Source organism: Propionicimonas sp. (genome assembly GCF_049840635.1).
Classification (GTDB): domain Bacteria; phylum Actinomycetota; class Actinomycetes; order Propionibacteriales; family Propionibacteriaceae; genus Propionicimonas.
In genome coordinates this window covers 65,574-84,802 of the sequence record NZ_JASGKL010000004.1, presented here as the reverse complement: position 1 = coordinate 84,802, position 19,229 = coordinate 65,574, and the positions used below count along the sequence as shown (strand labels likewise).

General features: G+C 69.6%; 16 protein-coding genes. 8 read left to right on the top strand and 8 right to left on the bottom strand.

Annotated features, from left to right (window positions below; translation table 11 throughout):
• Positions 1-67 precede the first annotated feature (67 nt).
• The 5 genes from QM779_RS00650 to QM779_RS00630 all read right to left on the bottom strand — a co-directional run bounded on the left by QM779_RS00650 (position 68) and on the right by QM779_RS00630 (position 7,579).
• Complete coding sequence (locus QM779_RS00650) at positions 68-661, bottom strand: TetR/AcrR family transcriptional regulator (protein ID WP_428530209.1); 594 nt, start codon at positions 659-661, stop codon at positions 68-70.
• Complete coding sequence (locus QM779_RS00645) at positions 661-3,114, bottom strand: MDR family MFS transporter (protein WP_428530207.1); 2,454 nt, start codon at positions 3,112-3,114, stop codon at positions 661-663. The genes QM779_RS00650 and QM779_RS00645 overlap by 1 nt, the downstream gene beginning before the upstream one ends.
• Positions 3,115-3,332: 218 nt before the next feature.
• Positions 3,333-5,174: a DNA helicase RecQ gene (gene recQ, locus QM779_RS00640; protein ID WP_428530205.1), complete on the bottom strand. Its 1,842-nt coding sequence runs from the start codon at positions 5,172-5,174 to the stop codon at positions 3,333-3,335.
• Between the two features lie 81 nt (positions 5,175-5,255).
• On the bottom strand, positions 5,256-6,569 hold the full coding sequence (locus QM779_RS00635; RefSeq protein WP_428530203.1) for an IPT/TIG domain-containing protein: 1,314 nt from the start codon (positions 6,567-6,569) through the stop codon (positions 5,256-5,258).
• A gap of 125 nt (positions 6,570-6,694) precedes the next feature.
• Complete coding sequence (locus QM779_RS00630; RefSeq protein ID WP_428530201.1) at positions 6,695-7,579, bottom strand: VOC family protein; 885 nt, start codon at positions 7,577-7,579, stop codon at positions 6,695-6,697.
• 201 nt (positions 7,580-7,780) lie between these two features.
• On the opposite strand from QM779_RS00630, the gene QM779_RS00625 reads away from it, so the two are divergent.
• Positions 7,781-8,284: a DinB family protein gene (locus tag QM779_RS00625; RefSeq protein ID WP_428530199.1), complete on the top strand. Its 504-nt coding sequence runs from the start codon at positions 7,781-7,783 to the stop codon at positions 8,282-8,284.
• Between the two features lie 27 nt (positions 8,285-8,311).
• Here the strand turns inward: QM779_RS00625 and QM779_RS00620 are convergent, their stop codons facing one another.
• A complete protein-coding gene (locus QM779_RS00620) occupies positions 8,312-9,004 on the bottom strand; it encodes a VIT1/CCC1 transporter family protein (protein ID WP_428530197.1) in 693 nt (230 codons plus the stop codon).
• A gap of 202 nt (positions 9,005-9,206) precedes the next feature.
• On the opposite strand from QM779_RS00620, the gene QM779_RS00615 reads away from it, so the two are divergent.
• Positions 9,207-10,058, top strand: coding sequence for a serine protein kinase RIO (locus tag QM779_RS00615; protein WP_428530195.1), 852 nt, complete (start codon positions 9,207-9,209; stop codon positions 10,056-10,058).
• A 187-nt stretch (positions 10,059-10,245) separates the two neighbouring features.
• Here the strand turns inward: QM779_RS00615 and QM779_RS00610 are convergent, their stop codons facing one another.
• Positions 10,246-11,121 carry a nuclease-related domain-containing protein gene (locus QM779_RS00610; RefSeq protein WP_428530193.1) on the bottom strand — a complete coding sequence of 292 codons (876 nt, stop codon included), beginning with the start codon at positions 11,119-11,121 and terminating at the stop codon, positions 10,246-10,248.
• A 409-nt stretch (positions 11,122-11,530) separates the two neighbouring features.
• On the opposite strand from QM779_RS00610, the gene QM779_RS00605 reads away from it, so the two are divergent.
• From QM779_RS00605 to QM779_RS00580, 6 genes are all read left to right on the top strand, one after another.
• Positions 11,531-11,857: a YchJ family protein gene (locus tag QM779_RS00605; protein WP_428530191.1), complete on the top strand. Its 327-nt coding sequence runs from the start codon at positions 11,531-11,533 to the stop codon at positions 11,855-11,857.
• A gap of 14 nt (positions 11,858-11,871) precedes the next feature.
• Positions 11,872-12,846, top strand: a complete 975-nt coding sequence (locus QM779_RS00600) for an HNH endonuclease (protein ID WP_428530189.1) — start codon at positions 11,872-11,874, stop codon at positions 12,844-12,846.
• A 194-nt stretch (positions 12,847-13,040) separates the two neighbouring features.
• The gene (locus QM779_RS00595; protein WP_428533012.1) at positions 13,041-13,775 is read left to right on the top strand and encodes a nuclease-related domain-containing protein; all 735 of its coding nucleotides are present in this window, start codon (positions 13,041-13,043) and stop codon (positions 13,773-13,775) included.
• Between the two features lie 109 nt (positions 13,776-13,884).
• Positions 13,885-15,567, top strand: a complete 1,683-nt coding sequence (locus QM779_RS00590; RefSeq protein WP_428530187.1) for a hypothetical protein — start codon at positions 13,885-13,887, stop codon at positions 15,565-15,567.
• A gap of 58 nt (positions 15,568-15,625) precedes the next feature.
• Positions 15,626-16,882 (top strand): amidohydrolase, encoded by a 1,257-nt coding sequence (locus QM779_RS00585; RefSeq protein WP_428530185.1) that lies wholly within the window; start codon positions 15,626-15,628, stop codon positions 16,880-16,882.
• A gap of 59 nt (positions 16,883-16,941) precedes the next feature.
• Positions 16,942-17,532, top strand: coding sequence for a DUF1294 domain-containing protein (locus QM779_RS00580; RefSeq protein WP_428530183.1), 591 nt, complete (start codon positions 16,942-16,944; stop codon positions 17,530-17,532).
• Positions 17,533-18,311: 779 nt separating this feature from the next.
• Here the strand turns inward: QM779_RS00580 and QM779_RS00575 are convergent.
• Complete coding sequence (locus tag QM779_RS00575) at positions 18,312-19,229, bottom strand: hypothetical protein (RefSeq protein WP_428530181.1); 918 nt, start codon at positions 19,227-19,229, stop codon at positions 18,312-18,314.

Genomic DNA, 19,229 nt, shown 5'->3' with positions numbered 1-19,229 from the left:
GGATCTCGACGACAGCCAGCCGCCACCGGTGTGCGGGCGAGGACGCGCGGCGGCAGCGGCTCAGACGTCAGAGGTCGGGCGCGGCGTCCGCGAGGAGGTCGCGCATGGTGCGCAGTTCGACCTTCAGCCGGTCGAGGATCTCGCCGTCCCGGTCGCTGTCGGGGCGGCCCATGGAGGCGGTGACCGACGAGATCATGATCCCGAAGGCGATCCGGGCGGCGTGCGGGTCGCCGGCGCGCTGCTGGATCAGCCCGAACAGCGGCTTGAGCCGTCCGATCGCCTGCGTCCAGAAGTCCATCGACAGGTCCGGGTTGCCGTGGAAGAGCGCCTTGATCCGCGAGAAGTCCGTGGGCAGGGTCACGTTCCGTGCCACCAGCTCGCACATGTCGCCGATCAGGCTCCCCTGTGCTGCCAGGAACCGGGTCCGCTCCTCTTCGCTGATGTCGGTCACGACGAAGTCGAAGGCCGCGGCGAGCTTGCTCGGGTAGTAGTTGAAGAACGTCCGCGGCGAGACCCCGACCTCCTCGCAGATCTCCTCCACGGTCACGGCGTGCTGGCCACGCTCGCCGACCAGGCGGAGGGCGGTCTCGTGGATCGCCGCCCGCGTGGCCGACTTCTTGCGCTCCCGCAGGCCGGGACGCTCGACGACCGCCTCACTCATCACGCCAGCCCTTCCAGCGCCGCGCTCTCCATCTCGGACTTCTCCTCGAGCGCGGACCGGGTCCGCAGCGGCGGCACCTTGAAGAACAGGGCGACCACGAAGGCGAGGGTCATCACGCCCAGCCCCACCCAGTAGATGGTGACCACCGAGTCGTTGAAGCCCGTCATGAACGGCTTCGTCAGGCGCGGATCCGCACCGGTCAGGAACGAGGTGTCGCTCGTGCTGTTGTCGGTGCTGACGTTGGTGTCGCCGGTGTCGCCGGTCTTGATCTGGTCGATCATCGTCGGGACGAGCTTGTCGACCATCGCCCACCGCTGCACCGGGTCGGACCAGTCGATGGCGAGCTTGCCGTCCTTGACGCTGAGGTTCTGCTCGAACGCGACCTGCTGCAGGCCCTTCTTGTACGCCTTCGGGAGAGCCTTCTTCACCGCCTTGTCGATGATCTTCTCGACCTTCGACAGCTGCTTGGAGCCGTTGGCCGCGGCGGCGGCGCCGTCGGGGATCGCGCTGCCCTTGTCGGCCGCGGTGGTCGCACCGTCGGCGAGCTTGTGCGCGCCGGACGCCACCTGGGACAGGCCGGTCGCGAGGCCGGCCTGGCCCTGGGCGCCGTTGAGGTAGCCGCTGGTCGTGTAGACGCTGGTGCCCAGGTCCTTCATCGCCGCGCTGACCGCGGACGAGTCGTCGGCGAGCTTGTCGCAGGCCGAACTGGTGCTGTCGTCCGCGCACTCCTTCTGGTCGGAGCCCATCGCGGCGAGCGCCGCGCTGAGGGCGTTGAAGTCGGACGTGGCGTTCTTGGCGTTCTTCGCCGCGACCTTCTCCGCCGCACTCAGCTTGGTGAGCCCGCTGGCGAGCTGCTGGGCGCCGGAACCGATCTTGCCGACACCGTCCACGAACTGGCCGGTGCCGGTCGCCAGCTTGTCCAGGCCGTTGCCGAGCTTGCCGTTGGCCTCACCCATCTTCTTGGCGACCGCCGCGGTCACCTTGGCCTTGACGGCGGACTTGATCGCCTTCTTCGCCGTGGTGGTGGCGTCGGCCAGGTTGTCGTCGACGGTGTCCTTGATCTTGTCGGTGATCGGCGTCCACATCTTGTCCATGATCGCCGCGTTCGCCGGATCGTTGGCGACCGCGGGGTTCAGGGCGGCGTCGAGCGCGTCCCACGTGGTGTTCTTGTCGGTCAGCGAGTTGGTGATGTTGGTCGGCAGGATGCTGAACAGCAGCGACAGCATGATCGCCGTGCCGAGCGTGCCGCCGATCTGGCGGAAGAACGTGGCGGAGCTGGTGGCCACGCCGATGTCCTGGGCGGCAGCGGACGCCTGGACGGCCATCGTGAGCGTCTGCATCAGCTGGCCGAGGCCGAGCCCGATCACGAACATCGCGATGCCGAGGTACCAGTAGGGCTTGTCCAGCGTCATGAACGCGAGGATCAGGAAGCCCAGCGCGGTGGTCGCCGTGCCGGTCTTCGGGAAGGCCGAGTACTTGCCGGTGCGCGCCACGATCTGGCCGGTGCCGATCGAGGCGAGCATGATGCCGGCCATCATCGGCAGCGTCGCGAAGCCGGACGCGGTCGGGCTCATCCCGAGCACGATCTGCAGGTACAGCGGCAGCGTCAGCATCGCGCCGAACATGCCGAAGCCGACCAGGATGCTGAGGACGGTCGCGAAGGAGAACGAGGTGTTGGAGAACAGGCTCAGCGGGATGATCGCGCTCGGACCCATCGCGCGCTCCACGAGGATGAATGCGGTCAGGGCGGCGGCACCGACGGCGTAGCAGGCGATGGACGCCGGCGATCCCCAGCCCCACTCGCGGCCCTGCTCGGCCACCAGCAGGAGCGGGGCGAGAGTGGCGACGACGAGGCCTGCGCCCCACCAGTCGATCCGGGGCTTGGCGTGCGGGGTGTGCGGGAGGTGCAGGAACGCGATCACCATCAGCAGCGCGATGATTCCGACGGGGACGTTCACCAGGAACACCCAGCGCCAGCCGGCGATCCACAGGATGGTGTCAGTACCGGCGAAGAGGCCGCCGACGAGCGGGCCGATCACGGAGGCGATGCCGAAGGTCGCCAGGAAGAAGCCCTGGTAGCGGGCCCGCTCGCGCGGGGCGAGCATGTCGCCCATGATCGCCAGCGGGAGCGACATCAGGCCGCCGGCGCCGAGGCCCTGGAAGGCGCGGAACGCGGCGAGCATGAGCATCGAGTTGGCGAAGCTCGACAGGAACGAGCCCGCGATGAAGATGCTGATGCTCAGGATGAACAGCGGGCGGCGTCCGAACAGGTCGGACAGCTTGCCGTACAGCGGGGTGGTGACCGTCGCGGCGATCAGGTAGGCGGTGGTCACCCACGCCTGCTGGTCGAGGCCGTGCAGGTCGTCGCCGATGGTCCGGATCGCGGTGCCCACGATCGTCTGGTCCAGGGCGCTCAGGAACATGCCGGCCATCAGGCCGTACATGACGAACATGATCTGACGGTGGCTCATGACCGGCTTGGCGTCAGTGGATGTCTCTATCGGAGCCGTGCGCTCGATGGTGGCGGAAGCCACATCTCCTCCTACATGCGAAACGCTGCCGTGTGCGGCAGCGCAGAAATACAGTAGCGCAACCTTGCACGCATGCAAGTTTGCACAGAGGGAAGGTAAGTAGGACTACTCCCCCGGGTTGCCCACAGGCCGCACGGGACCTAACCGGACGCGGCCGCCGCGACGACCTCCAGCACGTCCGCGCCGTACTGTTCGAGCTTCTTCGCGCCGACGCCGCTGACGTCCGCCAGCGCGTCGAGCGAGGCCGGACGCGTCTGCGCGATGCCCACCAGCGTGGCGTCGGGGAACACGACGTACGCGGGCAGCCCGGCCGCCCGCGCGACCTCGCCCCGCCAGGACCGCAGCGCCTCGAACAGCACGCGATCCGCCTCGGCCAGGGTCGCCGCCGCGGCGGACCGCGTGCGCGGGGCGTCGCCGGACGCCGAGCGCCGCCGGCGCGATCCGGCCACGGCCACCTGCTGACGCAGCCACACCGGCTGCTCACCACGCAGCACCGGCCACGAGGAGTCGGTCAGCCCGAGCGTCCCGAACCGGTCTGAGACGGCCAGCTGCCCACTCGCGAGCAGCTGGCGCACCACCCCGCGCCACTGCACGTCGGTGAGTTCGCCACCGATGCCGAACGTGCTCAGCTCGTCGTGGCCCCACTGCGCGACCCGGTCGGTGCGCCGGCCGTGCAGGATGTCGATCAGGTGCCCGGCGCCGAACTGCTGGTTGCGCTCCCGTTTGAGTCGCACGATGGTCGAGAGCAGCTTCTGTGCGGGGACGGTCCCGTCCCACGACTCCGGCGGGGTCAGGCAGGTGTCGCAGTTGCCGCACGGCTCACTCGCCTCGCCGAAGTGCTCGAGGACGACCTGCCGGCGGCAGCGCAGCGTCTCGCACAGGGCGAGCATCGCGTCCAGCTGCCTGCCCAGCAGCCGCTTGTGGGCGTCATCGCCCTCGGAGGAGTCGATCAGCTGGCGCTGCTGGACGACGTCGGCCAGCCCGTAGGCCATCCAGGCGGTCGCCGGCAGTCCGTCGCGTCCGGCCCGGCCCGTCTCCTGGTAGTACCCCTCGATGCTGCGGGGCAGGTCGAGGTGGGCGACGAACCGGACGTCGGGCTTGTCGATGCCCATGCCGAAGGCGATCGTCGCGACCATCACGACGCCGTCCTCGCGCAGGAACCGGTTCTGGTTGGCCGAGCGGACGGACGCGGGCAGGCCGGCGTGGTACGGCAGCGCCGGGATTCCCTCCTTGGCCAGCGCCTCCGCGGTCTTCTCCACGGAGTTGCGGGACAGGCAGTAGACGATTCCGGCGTCACCGGCGTGCTCGTCGCGGATCAGGTCGAGCAGCTGCTTCAGCGGCTGCTGCTTGGCCTCGATCCGATAGCGGATGTTGGGCCGGTCGAAGCTGGAGACGAACACCTCGGCCTGCTGCAGGGCCAGCCGCTCGGTGATCTCGTGGCGGGTGGCCGGGGTGGCGGTCGCCGTGAGCGCGATCCGGGGCACGTCCGGCCAGCGGTCGTGCAGGACGGACAGCCGCAGGTAGTCGGGACGGAAGTCGTGGCCCCACTGGGACACGCAGTGGGCCTCGTCGATCGCGAACACCGACACCTGGAGGCGGTCGATGAACTCCTGCGTCCACGCCATGCCCAGCCGCTCGGGCGCGAGGTAGAGCAGGTCGAGTTCGCCGGCCAGCGCCGCCCGCTCGGTGGCCTGCCGCTCGGCCGCGCTGATGCTGGAGTTCACGAACCCCGCCCGGACGCCGAGGGCCTCCAGTGCGGTGACCTGGTCGTGCATCAGCGCGATCAGCGGCGAGATCACGACGCCGACGCCGGGACGCAGCAGCGCGGGCAGCTGGTAGCACAGCGATTTGCCGCCGCCGGTCGGCATCAGGACGAGCGCGTCCCCGCCACCGGTGACGTGGCTGATGATCCGCTCCTGCTGGCCCCGGAAGCTGTCGTACCCGAACGTGGTCCGGAGCAGGTCGAGGGCGGGAGACGGCACGGTGGTCATGCTAGGTCACGGGGCTGACGCCGCCCGCGTCCGGCCGATGGCGGGCGCCAGATCCCGCACGGGTGTCGTCCGCTACCGCGGCGTGGCGAAGTCCTGCGTCCAGTAGGTCCTGTAGGAGCCCCCGGTGGCGTAGCCGACACCGATCGAGGTGTACGAGGCGGACATCAGGTTCGCGCAGTGGCCGGCACTGTTCAGCCAAGCGCCGACGACCTCGGCCGGCGTGCCCTGCCCCGCGGCGATGTTCTCCCCTGCTGACCAGAAGCTGTAGCCCGCCAGCGCCATCCGCTCGAACGGGTCCTGGCCCTCGGGGGTGCTGTGGCTGAAGTAGTCGCGGGCGGCCATGTCCCGGCTCTGGGCGAGGGCGAGGTCGCCCAGGGTGGTGTCCCAGGCCAGCGGCGACACGGCCGGGTAGACCTTGCTCCCCCCGCAGGTGCGAGCGGTCGCCCTGGCCTCGTTGGTGAGCCGGAGTACTTCGGCCTCCTCCGTGCCCGGTTGGTGGGCGACGACGGTGAAGGTGAACCGCGGCGAGCCCGTGGTCGCGCTGGTGCCGTTCGGAGTGGTCACCCGCACCGTGACCTTGCCTGCGACGTGGGCGGGGGTGCGCACCTGCAGGCTGGTGGCCGTGCCGGCCAGGATTGTCGCCGCGACGCCGCCGAACGTGACCTTCCTGACGCCGGTGAAGCCGCTGCCCCCGATCGTCACCTCGTCGTTCCCCGCCAGGTCGCCACTGGTCGCCGACAACGAACTGACGACCGCGCCGAACGTGTACTTCGTGGCGTCGTTGGCGACGCTGCGTCCGTAGCGGGTGACGACGGTGACGTCCACAACGCGGGCCGATCGGGCCGGGGTGACGACGGTGAGCGTGGTGGAGCTCTTGACCGAGACCTTCGTGCCCTTCTTCGTGCCGAAGAGCACCTTCGAGACCGCCGAGAAGTCGGTGCCCGTGACCGTGACCCGGGTGCCACCCTTCGTCGTCCCCTGCGCGGGCGAGACGGCCGTTACCGTGGGCGGTGCGACGTAGCGGAAGGTTGTCTTCGCTGTCGTCGCGCTGTCTCCGTACCGGCCGCTGACCACCACCGGGACGGTGCCCGCGGCGTGGGCGGGAACCCGGACGGTCAGCCGCTTCGACGACAGCACCTTCAGCCGCGTACCCGCGACGCCGCCGAAGGTCACGGCGGTCAGCTTGGTGAAGCCCGAGCCGGTGAGGGTCACGGTCGTGCCCCCGATGAGCGGTCCGGTGGCGGGAGAGACCTTGGTGACCTTTGCCGGCGAGCCCGAGGCCGCGACGGCGGTGGTCGACGCACCGGCCGTGACGCTCGTCAGCGGCAGCGCCACGGCGAGCACCAGTGCCAGGGTGCGGAGGAAACGGCGGATCAGGCGCCTCATCGAGTTCTCCCGGGGGGTGTGCCCGCTGGCCGATCCAGAACCCGGGACGGTGGGGATCCTACTGGCCGGCGGCGGGCCGCGGCGGGCTCGTTGCCACGATTCCCGCGCCCCGGGACGGAGCCGGCTCAGCCGAAGTCGGAGATCTCGATCTTCTTCATCCCCATCAGCTTGTCGTACGCGCCGGGCGTGCTCATCAGCTCGGCCATGTTGGCGGGCACGAGCTGCCAGCTCAGCCCGAACTTGTCGGTGCACCACCCGCACTGTTCGGCCTCGGGGACCGAGCTCAGCTCGTTCCACAGGCGGTCGAGTTCGGCCTGGCCGTCGCAGGACACCATCAGGGACACCCCGGGGGTGAAGCCGAAGGTGTGGCCGGCGGAGTCCATCGCGGCGAACCACTGGCCGTCGAGCTCGAAGTCGGCGAACATGACCTCGCCCGCCACGTCTCCTGCCCCTTCCGGGTAGGTCGCGACCGTGCCGATCTCTCCTTCGAAGAGCCAGGTGTAGAACCCGATCGCCTCCTTGGCCCTGCCCTGCACGTCGGTGGTGAACAGCAGGCACGGGACCAGGAACGGACGCGGCTCGCCCGACGGGTTGGTCAGCATCAGCTGCCAGCTGACCCCGTAGCGGTCCTCGATCCAGCCGTAGTGGGGGCTGAAATCGTAGGTCTGGAGCGGCATCAGGGCGTTGCCGCCCTCGGACAGCTTCGCCCACACCTCGTCGAGGTGCTGCTTCGCGTCGGGGTCGCGCGAAGGGTCGAAGTTCACGAAGAACGACACCGAGGGGTTGGGACGGAACTCGGCGCCGGCGTTGATGCCGAGCAGCCGGTAGCCGCCGATCTCGAGCTCGACCGTGAGCACCTCGCCGGCCATGTCCGCCTGGAAGTCCGGCAGGCCCTCGGTCGGGTAGTGCACGGACTCCACGACCCGGGCGTCCGGGAACGCCGAGGTGTAGAACTCGGCGGCCTCCGCCGCGGTGTGGTCGAACCAGATGTTGGGAACGATCCGCTGCATTGCTCGTCCTTTCCTCGCCGGTGGGCCGACTCCCCCCTGCTGTCGCAGCCTAGGAGTGGCCACCGACAGGGGAAAGACGCGCGGACGCCGCACGGCTGCCCGCAGCATCCAGCCATACCCCGGGCGGGCCGGGTGCACGCGTCCCGCCGGGATCCGCGACCTTCTTCACAGCCCGGGGAGCGGTCCGCGAGGATGTCCCCCATGACCTGGACTGCCCCGGACGTCGTCCGCGACGAGTTCCCCCTCGACCTGCCCGAGCGGGACGCGCTGGCCGCGTTCATCACCTGGCACCGCCAGACCCTGCTGTTCAAGGTGTCGGGGCTGACCGGGGAGCAGCTCGCGTCCCGTCCGATCCCGAGCACGGGCCTCAGCCTGCTGGGGATCGTCCGGCACATGGCGGAGGTCGAGCACCACTGGTGGCGGGTCCGGGTGGCCGGCGAGCCGGTGCCGAGCCTCTACGACGAGGACGAGGAGTGGACGCGGGTCGACCCCGTGGGCGCGGAGGCCGACTACCGGCAGCTGGTCGACGGCTGGGCGGCGGTGGACGCGACCGCGGCCCGGTTCGACCTCGACCACACCTTCGGCCGTCGCGGCGAGCTCTGGTCCGTCCGCACCCTCTACCTGCACCTGGTCGAGGAGTGGGCCCGCCACAACGGCCACGCCGACCTGATCCGCGAGGCGATCGACGGCGCGACCGGGGAGTAGGCACTCCGGGAGCAACCCCGGGGATGCTCAGAGCAGGGCGGCACCGACGAGGTAGCTGGAGCCGAGCGCGGCGAGGCCGATGAACACCGAGCGCAGCAGCGTCTGCCAGATCCGGGTGTGGCCGAGCCGCGCGAGCACGACGGAGGTGACCGCGAGCGCGGCGGCCACGGCCACGACGGTGTACTCGTCCCGCCACACCCCGGGCGTGGCGACCGAGATCAGGATCGGCACGGACGCGCCGAGCAGGAAGGCGAGCGCGGCCCGGACCGCGGTGGAGACGGCGCCGCCGATGGTCGTCCGCTCGTCGAAGCCGTCGATGTCGAGCTGTGCGCCGAGGCTGTCGGACGCGTTGAGCTCCTCGGCGACCTGCCTCGCCGTGGCCGGGGAGACGCCGCGTCCCTCGTAGTGGGCGGCCAGTTCGGCGATCTGTTCCTCGGGCGCGAGCGCGGAGCGGCGCTGCTCTTCGGCGGCGACCAGTTGCTCGGCGTCCCGGTTCGCGAGTTCGGCGCTGAGCACGACACAGGCGACCGACAGTGCGCCGGCGAAGGCGGCCATCAGGACGATCGGCGACCAGAGGTTCGCGATCTCTCCGCCGCCGGACAGTCCCTCGCTGAAGCCGGAGATGGCGAGGATGCCGTCGTTCACGTTCTCGACGCGGTCGCGGACGCGCGCCGGGTCGATGCTCGCGGCGAGGCGCTGTCGCCAGGTGGAGGTGGCCACGGCAGCAGTCTGCCAGCGCGAGCCTTGACGCGGACAGGAGCGCTGGTACGGTTTCCGGGAGCGCGCGTTGCGCCGAAGCCTCGTGGAAGGAGGTCGTGAGATGTCACCCACTGTCGTTGGGCTGTCCCCGACCGCCCGTCCACTCGAGGCTCCCGCAGCCTGATCATGCGCGCGGGTGCCTCCTCCCGTAGGAGAAACACCCTTGTCACACCCTTCTTCGTCCTTCGACTGGGACGATCTCACCTTCCATGCCCGCGACGACCGACTGGCTGATGACCAGCGCTGGTCGACGTGGGACGGCATCGAGCGGCTGTGCCGCGGTCCCGAGCCGTGGCCGGACTGGCTGGTCACGTGCGACGCGATCGACACCGACCTCGGCGTCCTCAAGACCGGCAAGGAGGCGGACGTGTCGCTGCTGGAGCGCACGTCCGTCGACGACCCCGGCCGGACGTGCCTGCTCGCGGCGAAGCGCTACCGGGCGACCGCGCACCGGCTGTTCCACCGGGGCGACGGCTACACCGAGGGCCGCCGGATCCGGAACACCCGCGACACCCGGGCGATGGCCCGCAAGTCCGAGCACGGCCGCGCGGTCGAGTCCGGCCTGTGGGCGACTGCGGAGTGGGAGGCGCTCAAGCGGCTGTTCCTGGCCGGAGTTCCGGTGCCGTACCCGGTGCAGGTCGACGGCAGCGAGATCCTGATGGAGTACATCGCGGACGGGGACGGCGCCGCCCCTCGGCTGCACCAGACCCGTCCGTCGCCCGCCGAGCTGGACGCGCTGTTCGAGCAGCTGCTGGGAGCGCTGTGGACGATGGCCGGCCTCGGTCTCGTCCACGGCGACCTGAGCCCGTACAACACGCTGGTCACCGGCGTGGGCACCGGTGACCCGCGGCTGGTGGTGATCGACGTCCCGCAGCTCACCGACCTCTACGCCAACCCGAACGCGGAGTCCTTCCTGCACCGCGACTGCACCAACATGGCCGCCTGGTTCACCGCCCGAGGCCACGAGGTCGACCCCGACGCCCTCTTCGCCGAAGTGATCAGCCAGGCGTGGTGAGGAGCCCTGCCAACGGCCCCTGAGGAGCGAGCGCAGCGGAGGCCACCGCCACACGGTCCCTGAGGAGCGAGCGCAGCGAGCGTCACGAAGACCCGCGGTAGAACGGTCCCTGAGGAGCGAGCGCAGCGAGCGTCACGAAGGGCCGCCGTCACCATCGTGCTGCCATCCCTCCGCGAGGGAGCAGTCCTCACGCACGTGCCGCGGAGGACTCCTTCTGGCGTGGGAAGGCCTCGTGGAGTTGCCACTGGAGGTCGGCGATCCGGTCGGGGTCGAGCGCGCCGGGGACGGTGAGCGTGGTTCGCAGCTTCTTCATCCACAGCGCGGCGACGCCCTGCACGGTGAAGGAGCCGCCGATCAGGGGCCAGTCGGCGTCGACGAAGCACAGGACGCCGTGGACGGGCACGTCCGGCTGGTCGGCGAGGGCCGCCCGGACGAGGGCGAGTTGCTTGTGCATACCGTCGACGAGCTTGGTGCGGTCGCGTCCGCCGACGAAGAGGAGTTCCCGGCGGGGACGGATGAGGCCGCCCTCGACGCGGAGTTCGGGACGGGCGTCTCGGTAGCGCTTGGCGTCCACGACGTACACGCCGGAGGGGCAGACGACGAGGTGGTCGATGTTGGCGGTGCTGCGGGGGACGCGGCGGTCGTGGAGCACGCGGAGGTCGGGTCCGGCGATGCCGGCGAGCATGTCGCCGAGGCGTTGTTCGCCGACGGCGCCGGTCGCCCACGCTTTGGTGGACTGGGGGTCGTCGAACACGGCGAGGAGGAATCTCCCGATCCTGGGGTGGGCGGTCTGGACGCGCTGCTGGCGTGCGTCGTGCCGACGGTCGAACTCGCGGACGGCCGATCCGCCGGCGGTGCCGTCGACGGCCTCAAGGTGTGGCGGCAGCTCGGGAGTGATGGCGTGACGCGGGGACGCGGAGGCTTCGGCGGGCTCGGGCAGTGCGCGCCGCGCCGGGCAGGCGACACAGGTGACGCTCCTGCTGACCCGGTCGTAGTCGGCGGTCACGCCGGCGTCGATCGGCGTCCCGCACCGCGCGCAGGTGCCGGCGTAGCGGAGCTTCATCCGCTTGACGGTGGTACTGGGACGGGGCTCCGCGGTGGCGTCCGCGCTCATCGGTTACCGAAGCCCGCGGGGAACGAGGCTGCTGAGTGCGGCGAGGTCAAGGATTCTGTCCGGTCCCGGGCTGGGCAGCACCAACCGTGGGGACGGTGTTCACCGGCGTCGCAACGGACGAGGAGTGGGACCCGGGTACGGACGCGACGGTGGGAACCGGGGCGGCGGCTGGCGCGGGAGACGATGGCGTGAGTGCCAGAACGCAGCCCGCAGCCAGCGGAACCAGCGCGACGTAGGCGATGTGGCAACTCACAGGAGAAGCCTTCCACCGGAGACTTCGCTCGATGAAGTCCCCGCTCGGGCGACCGGGGGCGCAGCGCGACACGTTCGCAACCGCAGCACCGGCAGAATGTGAGGCGTGACGTATTGGGAGGATCGTGCCTGGCCACCGACGGCCGAAGCGCTGATGCGCTCCCGGTTCGAGGCGTTCCGCACCGGGGACACCGCCTGGCTGCTGGCCTCGTGGCACCCGTCGACGCGGCCCTCGTCCCTCCACCTGCACGACAACCCGGTCTGGCGCGGCCTCCAGATCGTCAACACCGTGGCCGGCGGCCCGACCGACCAGACTGGAATCGTCGAGTTCCGCGCCACCTATCTGCGTCCCGCAGGCGGCGTCGGCGTCCAGCACGAGCGCTCCCGGTTCGTCCGAGAGGACGGCCGCTGGTATTACCTGGAAAGCAACTGAGAGCCCCTGCGCTGATGCCGCTGACGTCACTTGATGCGGCCAATCCTCAGTTGAACTCGCCTGGCTGGGCGGACTGGCGATCGGGATGGTGGTATGAAAATGGCGTGCCTACGGCGGAGCCCCTGCGCGACTCGATCATCTCCACAGTGATGGATCGGGCCAGCAAGAACGGCGGTTTCGTCACACGCGCTGATCTCTCGTTCGTCTCACTGCCGACGGGTGACAGCCGACGGGTGATCGATGCGGCGCGCGGAATCTGGAACCCGCGTGACATGGACGCAACGCTCAGCGTCGTTAGTTCCCCCTCCGGGCCGTACTCAGACCGCGAGGTAGAAGGCGGGCTCTTCCATTACTCGTACCGCGAAGGCTCGATCAACGGGGACAACGCAAAGCTTCGTCGCGCGTTCGAGTTGGGCGTGCCGATCATCCTGCTCCGCAAGGTACGCGATGGCGTCTACGTCCCCTACGCCCCGGTGTACGTCGTCGATGATCTGGTCGACCAACGCGAGTTCCTGCTGGCGCTCGATGAGAGCGTCCGCTTCCTCGGTACTGGCAGTCCCGACGCGCCGGAGCGCCGCTACGCCGAGCGCGTCGTGAAGCAGCGACTTCATCAGGCCGAGTTCCGTGGGCGAGTAATCGCGGCCTATCAGACTCGGTGCGCGATCTGCCGGCTCCGCCACGGTGAGCTCTTGGACGCGGCCCACATCACTCCAGATCGCGACGAGGCCGGCCTGCCGGCAGTCTCCAACGGCCTAGCGCTCTGCAAGATCCACCATGCAGCCTTCGACATGAACATGCTCGGGATCTCGCCCGACTATGTGGTCAGGGTGGACCAGCGCCTTCTCGAGGAGGTCGACGGGCCGATGCTGCTGCACGGCCTTCAAGAGATGCACGGGACCACGCTGACTGTTCCACAACGAAGGCAGGACCGCCCTGACAAGACGCGGCTCGAGCAACGTTTCGCAGCGTTCGTGCGGCGCGCGTCGTAGATCAGGGCCACGCACCGACCTCCGCTCGAGCGCTTGGGGAAACGGCGTGTTCAGGCGGCGCGACCAAGCCGTCGAATCGCTCGAGTACGTCTTGTATCCACTGCCCCAACCAACACGCGTCCCTGTCGCCCGAATGGGGTCTTGGCGCCCAACCGGCACACCGGCAGGCTGGCCACGTGTCCGCCAGCCCCCCAATGCCGACCACTGCGCCTGCCTTGTCCAACTTGGTACGTCTCCCCAACGCAACTGCGGAGTACCGGCCGCGTCGGGCTCTGCTGGCGGACGCCGACCCCAGCGAAGAGAACAATGCCGACCGAAGCGAGGCGCCGGGTTTCGCGCCGGCCTTCGCGGCCGCATCGGTACCCAGCTCGCTGTGGACCGCGCCCGTAGGGCCACCGATCGTGGCGGACCTGGGGTCTTCGCAGTGCCGTAGCGGTGCGGCCAGCTCGACATCCGTGGCCATCGAACTGGACCGACTCAGGACGGCGGACGGTCGCTGGATCTGCCTGACTGCGATCCCGGGGGCGGGCCGGGGCGTCCAGATCGACCACCTCGTGATCGGTCCTGGCGGCGTGTTCACCATCAATGCCGGTCGACACGCCGGCAGCCGCACCTGGACCGGCAGTGATATCCGGGTCGGCCGAGACGAGGCTCAACGAGCGGCCCAAGCCCTCACCATGGCGACGAGGATCTGCGTCCGGGTTCAGGGGCTCGTCGTGCCCGTCGATGCGAAGAAGGACGCGACAAGGCAGCCCTCGAACATCGTGAAGATCGTGAATCACACCGCCCTCGTCGACTACCTCCGCAGCCAGCCGCCCTATCTCGACGGCGCAACCCGGACGCGAATCGCCGGCTTCGCACGCCTGAGCTCGACCTGGTCGGCCCAACCATCCACGGAGCGGGAAAGAACACAGCTCTCTCACCCCTAGCCCGGCATCTTGCCCGCTCAGCAGCTTGACCACCTGTGCCCGCCGCCAGGGCATGGCTACCATCGCGCCAGCAGGGACCCATCCGGTCGCGCGGTCATCAGGGGGAAATGTGCCACGCAACACTCGATTTCGCGCGCTGGTCGCCGGAACCTGTGTCCTGCTGCTCGCGCTCGCGGCGTGCAGCCCGTCCGCCACAAGCGATGGGCCATCGACGGCGGGACCGACCACGGCGTCCACCACCGTCGCCGTTCCGACGAACTCCGGGCCGTCCGGTGTGTACCCCAGGACCGCGAACCCGCTGCCTGCCGCCACGGTGAGGACGGACGCGTCCCGCGCGGCCACGAAGCGTGCCGGCTGGCGGACAGAGACGTCGATCACGACCAGGGGACGCGACGGAACCACCTTCACCCTGACCGTGCCTCTGGGCGCACTTCTCAGCGACGTCGACATCACCATGACGCCGATCACCGACCTGTCCGGGGCGCCGATCAGCGGTGGCCTGGGCGGCGTCGACCTCAAGCCACACGGGCTGGTGTTCCAGCAGCCGGTGACCCTCACCGTGACGCCCAAGGGTGGCGTCCCCGCGTCCACCCCGGACAGCAGGGTCGCAGCGCTCGCCGCGGACGCCGGGGCGGTCGACCCGCACGGCTACGGGCTCGCGAAGGTCGGCGACACCGCCGTCACGCTGTGGCTCACCCACTTCTCGCTGTACTACGTGGGCACGTTCTCCCCCGGCGACCTGGAGGCGATCCTGCTCCACGTCCCGTCGGCCACCGACGGCCAGCTGATGCAGGACCTGTTCGGCGGCGAGGACCTGGCTGCCGTCTACATGACGTGGTACAACGACGTCGTCGAACCCGCGCTGCGGGCTGCGGAGGCTGACCTCGACCGCGCTCCGGACGCCGCCGTGGTCGCGTTCAGCTGGGAGCGGCAGCTGGCGCTGATGGGGGTCGAGGTTGACCCGGCGCTCCTTGAGTCCGTCCGCCTCCGTCTCGTCAACGTCCTGGTTCGGGGTTACGAGCGAGCGTCCGAGCGGTGCCGGACGAGCCACGACATCCGTCAGGTGGGCCTGATCCTCGGGGCTGCGCGGCAGCTGACTCTGCTCGGCGACGAACACTCCCCCGCTGCTGTGGACGCGGTGAACGCATGCATGCGCCTCGAGTTCGATGTCGAGGAGACCATCACCGTCCACACCGACTACGTCGTGGACGGGTTCCTCCACAAGGAGGCCCACGGCACCTGGCACATGAAGGCCGACCAGTTCGTGATCGACGACTGGCTCACCGAGGAGCCCGACCTGCCCACGCCTTGGGTGACCACGCCGGAGTTCCAGCACAAGCAGAGCATCAAGTGCCCCCAGGGCGGCGGACGCACCGACGACCAGCTGAACCTCACCGAGAGCCCCGAGCCGAAGTGGCACGTGAACATCCGGTTCAACTTCAACCCGAACAACGACCCGACCCACGACGCCGGCTCGGCCGTGCACGGGACGCTCGAGCTCACGCCGATCGAGAGCTCCACCAAGGAGACCGCGGAGGTGAGCCAGGACGACTGCACCGACAGCAGCACCGGTCCGACGATGCACCGCGCGCTCTGGGCGTCCCGGTTCGTGCAGTTCCGCGAAGGGGAGTCCGACACCCCGACCAGCGTCTCGATCCCCATCGAGGCCGGCCCTGGCGACCCGATCATCGGGGAGATTCATTCCACCAAGACCCTGCCGGATATCGACGACCCGTCCGGGGGCACGATGACCGAGACGCTGGACGTCCGGGTTGTCCACAACCCGCAGTAGCGGACGCTTTCCCTCCACGGCTGCCACGGGTTCCGCCAGCGGGCCTAGTCTGGCGTCCGTGACCGACGACGTGATCATCACCGCGGACGCGACCGCGGATACCCTGGCCGACCTCTACCGCGACCTGCACGCCCACCCGGAATTGTCCTACGCCGAACTACGAACGGCCCGGATCGTGACCGAATCGCTGGCGGCGCTGGGCTTCGAGGTGCACAGCGGGCTCGGCGGCACGGGGGTGGCGGGGGTGCTGCGTCGCGGCGACGGACCGACCGTCCTGGTGCGCGCGGACATGGACGCGCTGCCGGTCACCGAGGCGGCCGGGCTGCCGTACGCGTCGACGGCGCGGGCCACGGATCCGGACGGGAACGAGGTCGGCGTGATGCACGCGTGCGGGCACGACGTGCACGTCACGTGCCTGCTCGGGGCGGCGCAGGAACTCGCCTCGGACGAGGGGTGGTCGGGCACGCTGATCATGCTCGGCCAGCCGGCGGAAGAACTCGGATCCGGGGCGAACGCGATGGTCGCCGACGGACTGTACGAGAAAGTGGGCACGCCGGACGTGGTGCTGGGGCAGCACGTGGGACCGCTGCCAGCGGGGCTGCTGGCCTTGCATCCGGGGGCGGCGTACGCCACGTCCGACTCGCTGAAGATCACGCTGTACGGCAGGGGCGGGCACGGGTCGCGGCCGGAGGCGTGCATCGACCCGGTGGTGATGGCGGCGGCGGTGGTGCTGCGGCTGCAGACGGTGGTGTCGCGCGAGGTCGCCGGGGGCGAGACCGCGGTGGTGACGGTGGGGACGCTGCACGCGGGCACGAAGGTGAACATCATCCCGGACACGGCCGAGCTCCAGGTCAACGTGCGCACGTACGACGACCGGGTGCGGACGCGGGTGCTGGACGCGATCGCGCGGATCGTGAAGGCGGAGGCGGCCGCGTCCGGGGCGCCGCGGGAGCCGACCGTCGAGCACCCCGACCACTTCCCGCTGCTCTTCAACGACCCGGACGGGTGCGCGCGGACCATTCCCGCGCTGGCGAGCGTCGTCGGTGGCCCGCGGCGGGTGATCGACCCGGGCCCGGTCACCGGCAGCGAGGACGTCGGCGAGCTGGCGAAGGCGGCCGGCGCGCCGTGCGTGTACTGGATCCTCGGCGGAGCCGACCCGACGCCGTTCGGGGGCGCGACGACGCCCGAGGAGATGCTGGCGGTGATGGGCACGATCCCGTCCAACCACTCCCCCGGCTACGCGCCCGTGATCGAACCCACGCTGAGCATCGGCGTCGCCGCGTTGGTCGCGGCGGCGAAGGAGTGGCTGGGCTGAACCCGCCCGCGCCGCGGCGGAGTTGGCCTACAGTCGGCGGGGACGTCGAGGGGGAACGAGTGCGGCAACAGGGTGTGGTGACCCAGTGGAATGACGAGCGGGGCTTCGGGTTCATCACTCCGGCCGACGGCGGCTCGCGGGTGTTCGTCCATGTCAGCGAGTTCCGCCGCGGGGCGCGTCCGGTTGCCGGCACGGAGGTGAGCTTCGTGGTGGGTCGGGACGACCGGCAGCGGCTCCGGGCGACGGAGGTGCAGTTCGTCGGTGCGCCGGCGCTCCGGGCCTCGGCGAAAGGACGCGGCGTCGAGGCGGCCGTGGGAGTGTCGCTCAGCTTCTACGTGGTGGTGGGAGTCCTGGCGGCGCTGGGGACGCTGCCTGTCGTGGCGGTCGTGGTCTCCGTGATCCTGAGCCTGGGCGCGTTCGCGCTGTACCGCGCCGACAAGCTGGCGGCGCTGCAGGGAACGTGGCGGACCGCCGAGTCCACACTCCAGTTCGTGGCACTGCTCGGCGGCTGGCCCGGCGCGCTGATCGCCCAGCGCGTCTACCGCCACAAGACGCGCAAGCAGCCGTTCCAGACGGTGTTCTGGATCTGCGTCGTGGCGAACTGCGCCGTGTGGGTCGGGCTGGCGGTGGGGCGGCCCGCGCCGTTCTGAGCGGGAAGGCCTTCCTCGACGCATCGGGGACGACTCGTCTCGGCGTAGCCCCACGGGAAGAGGCTGACCTCTGCACCGACTCGCGCGTCGCAGAGGTCAGCCTGAGAGAGCCGCGGCCACCTACCTGCGCGCTCGGGATTGGAGCCACACGCCCCACGCGCGCTGCGGCAGAGGCGAGCGGTCGGCGGAAGCTGTGACTTTGTCCACCAAACACGGTGCACCGATTCACACTGAAGCCCAGTGCTGGCGTGCCGACGATGCCGAACCGATCGCCGCGAACGCGCCCGTTCAGGAACGTGAACGTCCGCACAGGAGTGAAGGTTCGAGCAGGGCCCTGGCGGCGGCCCTTCGTGACGCTCGCTGGCGCTCGCTCCTCAGGGACCGTCACCGGGGGCTCTTCATGGCGCCTGCTCCACGGGCGTCGGTGGACCTGCAAGTGGGCCGTCCGTGGGCCCACTGGGAATCGAACCCAGAACCCGCGGATTAAAAGACCGTCCCTAACTGGCACTTGACTAGGTCTCCTACGGCTGCGTAACCACCTGCGTGCGTCAGGATTGGCGCGGACTTTCACCCCGGCAGTCCGCTGGCCGGGGTCCTCCGGCCACCCGCGGACTGGGTTCGTCCGCGACTGACTGGGAAGCTGCGAACAGACGATCGCGGTTCGGTATCAGCTGCCCTCGATCCGGACGTCGTGGCCGATATGTCGAAGCCGCAGAATCCGCGGGGGTTCGAAGTGATGGCCGCTACACCGTGGGTCGAGCGTCAACTTGGGTTCGTCGTCATCCTGGATCCAGTGCATCGTCGTCAGGCTGCGGCTGGCGTCGCCAGCCCAGGCGCCCGAGGAGCCGAGATCTTGGAGGTCGCGACCGCCTTCGATTCCGCTGCTTGCCCACGGCCTTCAGCCCCGTACCGATGCCCGACTCCTCAAGTACCAACTGGTGCGCGTGGTCGACAATGATCCTGGCCAGCAAGAAATCGCGCGGCAGATTCGTTGGGAATGAACCCACCCACAACAGCTGGGACGGCCAGCCAAGTCCATGGGCAACTCCACTCCCGACGTTGAAGAGCCAGAGGAGGTCATGCGTGATATTCGGCGTTGACCCCTGCCCGATCTCCTCGAGCAGTTCCGCGGTCACAGTCGCCACTCCCTCGAGAAGCTTGGCGTCACCGAAGAACGGTCTCTTCGCGAGTAACTCTTCGGCCAGCTCCAACCGTTCGTCGATCTGGTCCTGGGGCGGCAGGTTGACGATCCCCGCATCGCGATAGCCCTCTGACATCTCATACAAACGGCGAACGCTCGCAGCCTCTTGCGCCATGACCGTGGTGGCACGAGCCAGCTGATCCGACGACTTCGTGCTGGGCGCTACGGCGTAGATCACTCGACTCCCAGCGAGCATCGCAGTCCGAAGCACTGTCAGGACGGGTGGCGATGCACTTCCCCGTTCCTGACGAGCGAACGACGCCACTTCCTCGAGGCAAGTAAAACCCGCCCACAGTCCCTCGAACAGGGTCTCTCGGAGATCCACAGGTCCGCGCGGGAGTTCATCAAGCAACGCGTCGAGGTGTGACCCCGGCTTCGCCAGATGCGTCCAGTGACTCGGCAGCATCCGCTGCCATCGGGCCATCTGCTCGACGTTGCTCAGGGCAGCATCGACCGCGAATCGCTGATTTGGGCTCCCTTGGATTCCGAACTGCAC

Coding starts and splice junctions, on each gene's coding strand:
- QM779_RS00630 (WP_428530201.1), bottom strand. CDS start 7,579: ATGCAGCGGATCGTTCCCAACATCTGGTTCGACCACACCGCGGCGGAG.
- QM779_RS00600 (WP_428530189.1), top strand. CDS start 11,872: ATGCCGCTGACGTCACTTGATGCGGCCAATCCTCAGTTGAACTCGCCT.
- QM779_RS00650 (WP_428530209.1), bottom strand. CDS start 661: ATGAGTGAGGCGGTCGTCGAGCGTCCCGGCCTGCGGGAGCGCAAGAAG.
- QM779_RS00610 (WP_428530193.1), bottom strand. CDS start 11,121: ATGAAGCTCCGCTACGCCGGCACCTGCGCGCGGTGCGGGACGCCGATC.
- QM779_RS00625 (WP_428530199.1), top strand. CDS start 7,781: ATGACCTGGACTGCCCCGGACGTCGTCCGCGACGAGTTCCCCCTCGAC.
- QM779_RS00645 (WP_428530207.1), bottom strand. CDS start 3,114: ATGTTCGTCATGTACGGCCTGATGGCCGGCATGTTCCTGAGCGCCCTG.
- QM779_RS00595 (WP_428533012.1), top strand. CDS start 13,041: ATGCCGACCACTGCGCCTGCCTTGTCCAACTTGGTACGTCTCCCCAAC.
- QM779_RS00635 (WP_428530203.1), bottom strand. CDS start 6,569: ATGAGGCGCCTGATCCGCCGTTTCCTCCGCACCCTGGCACTGGTGCTC.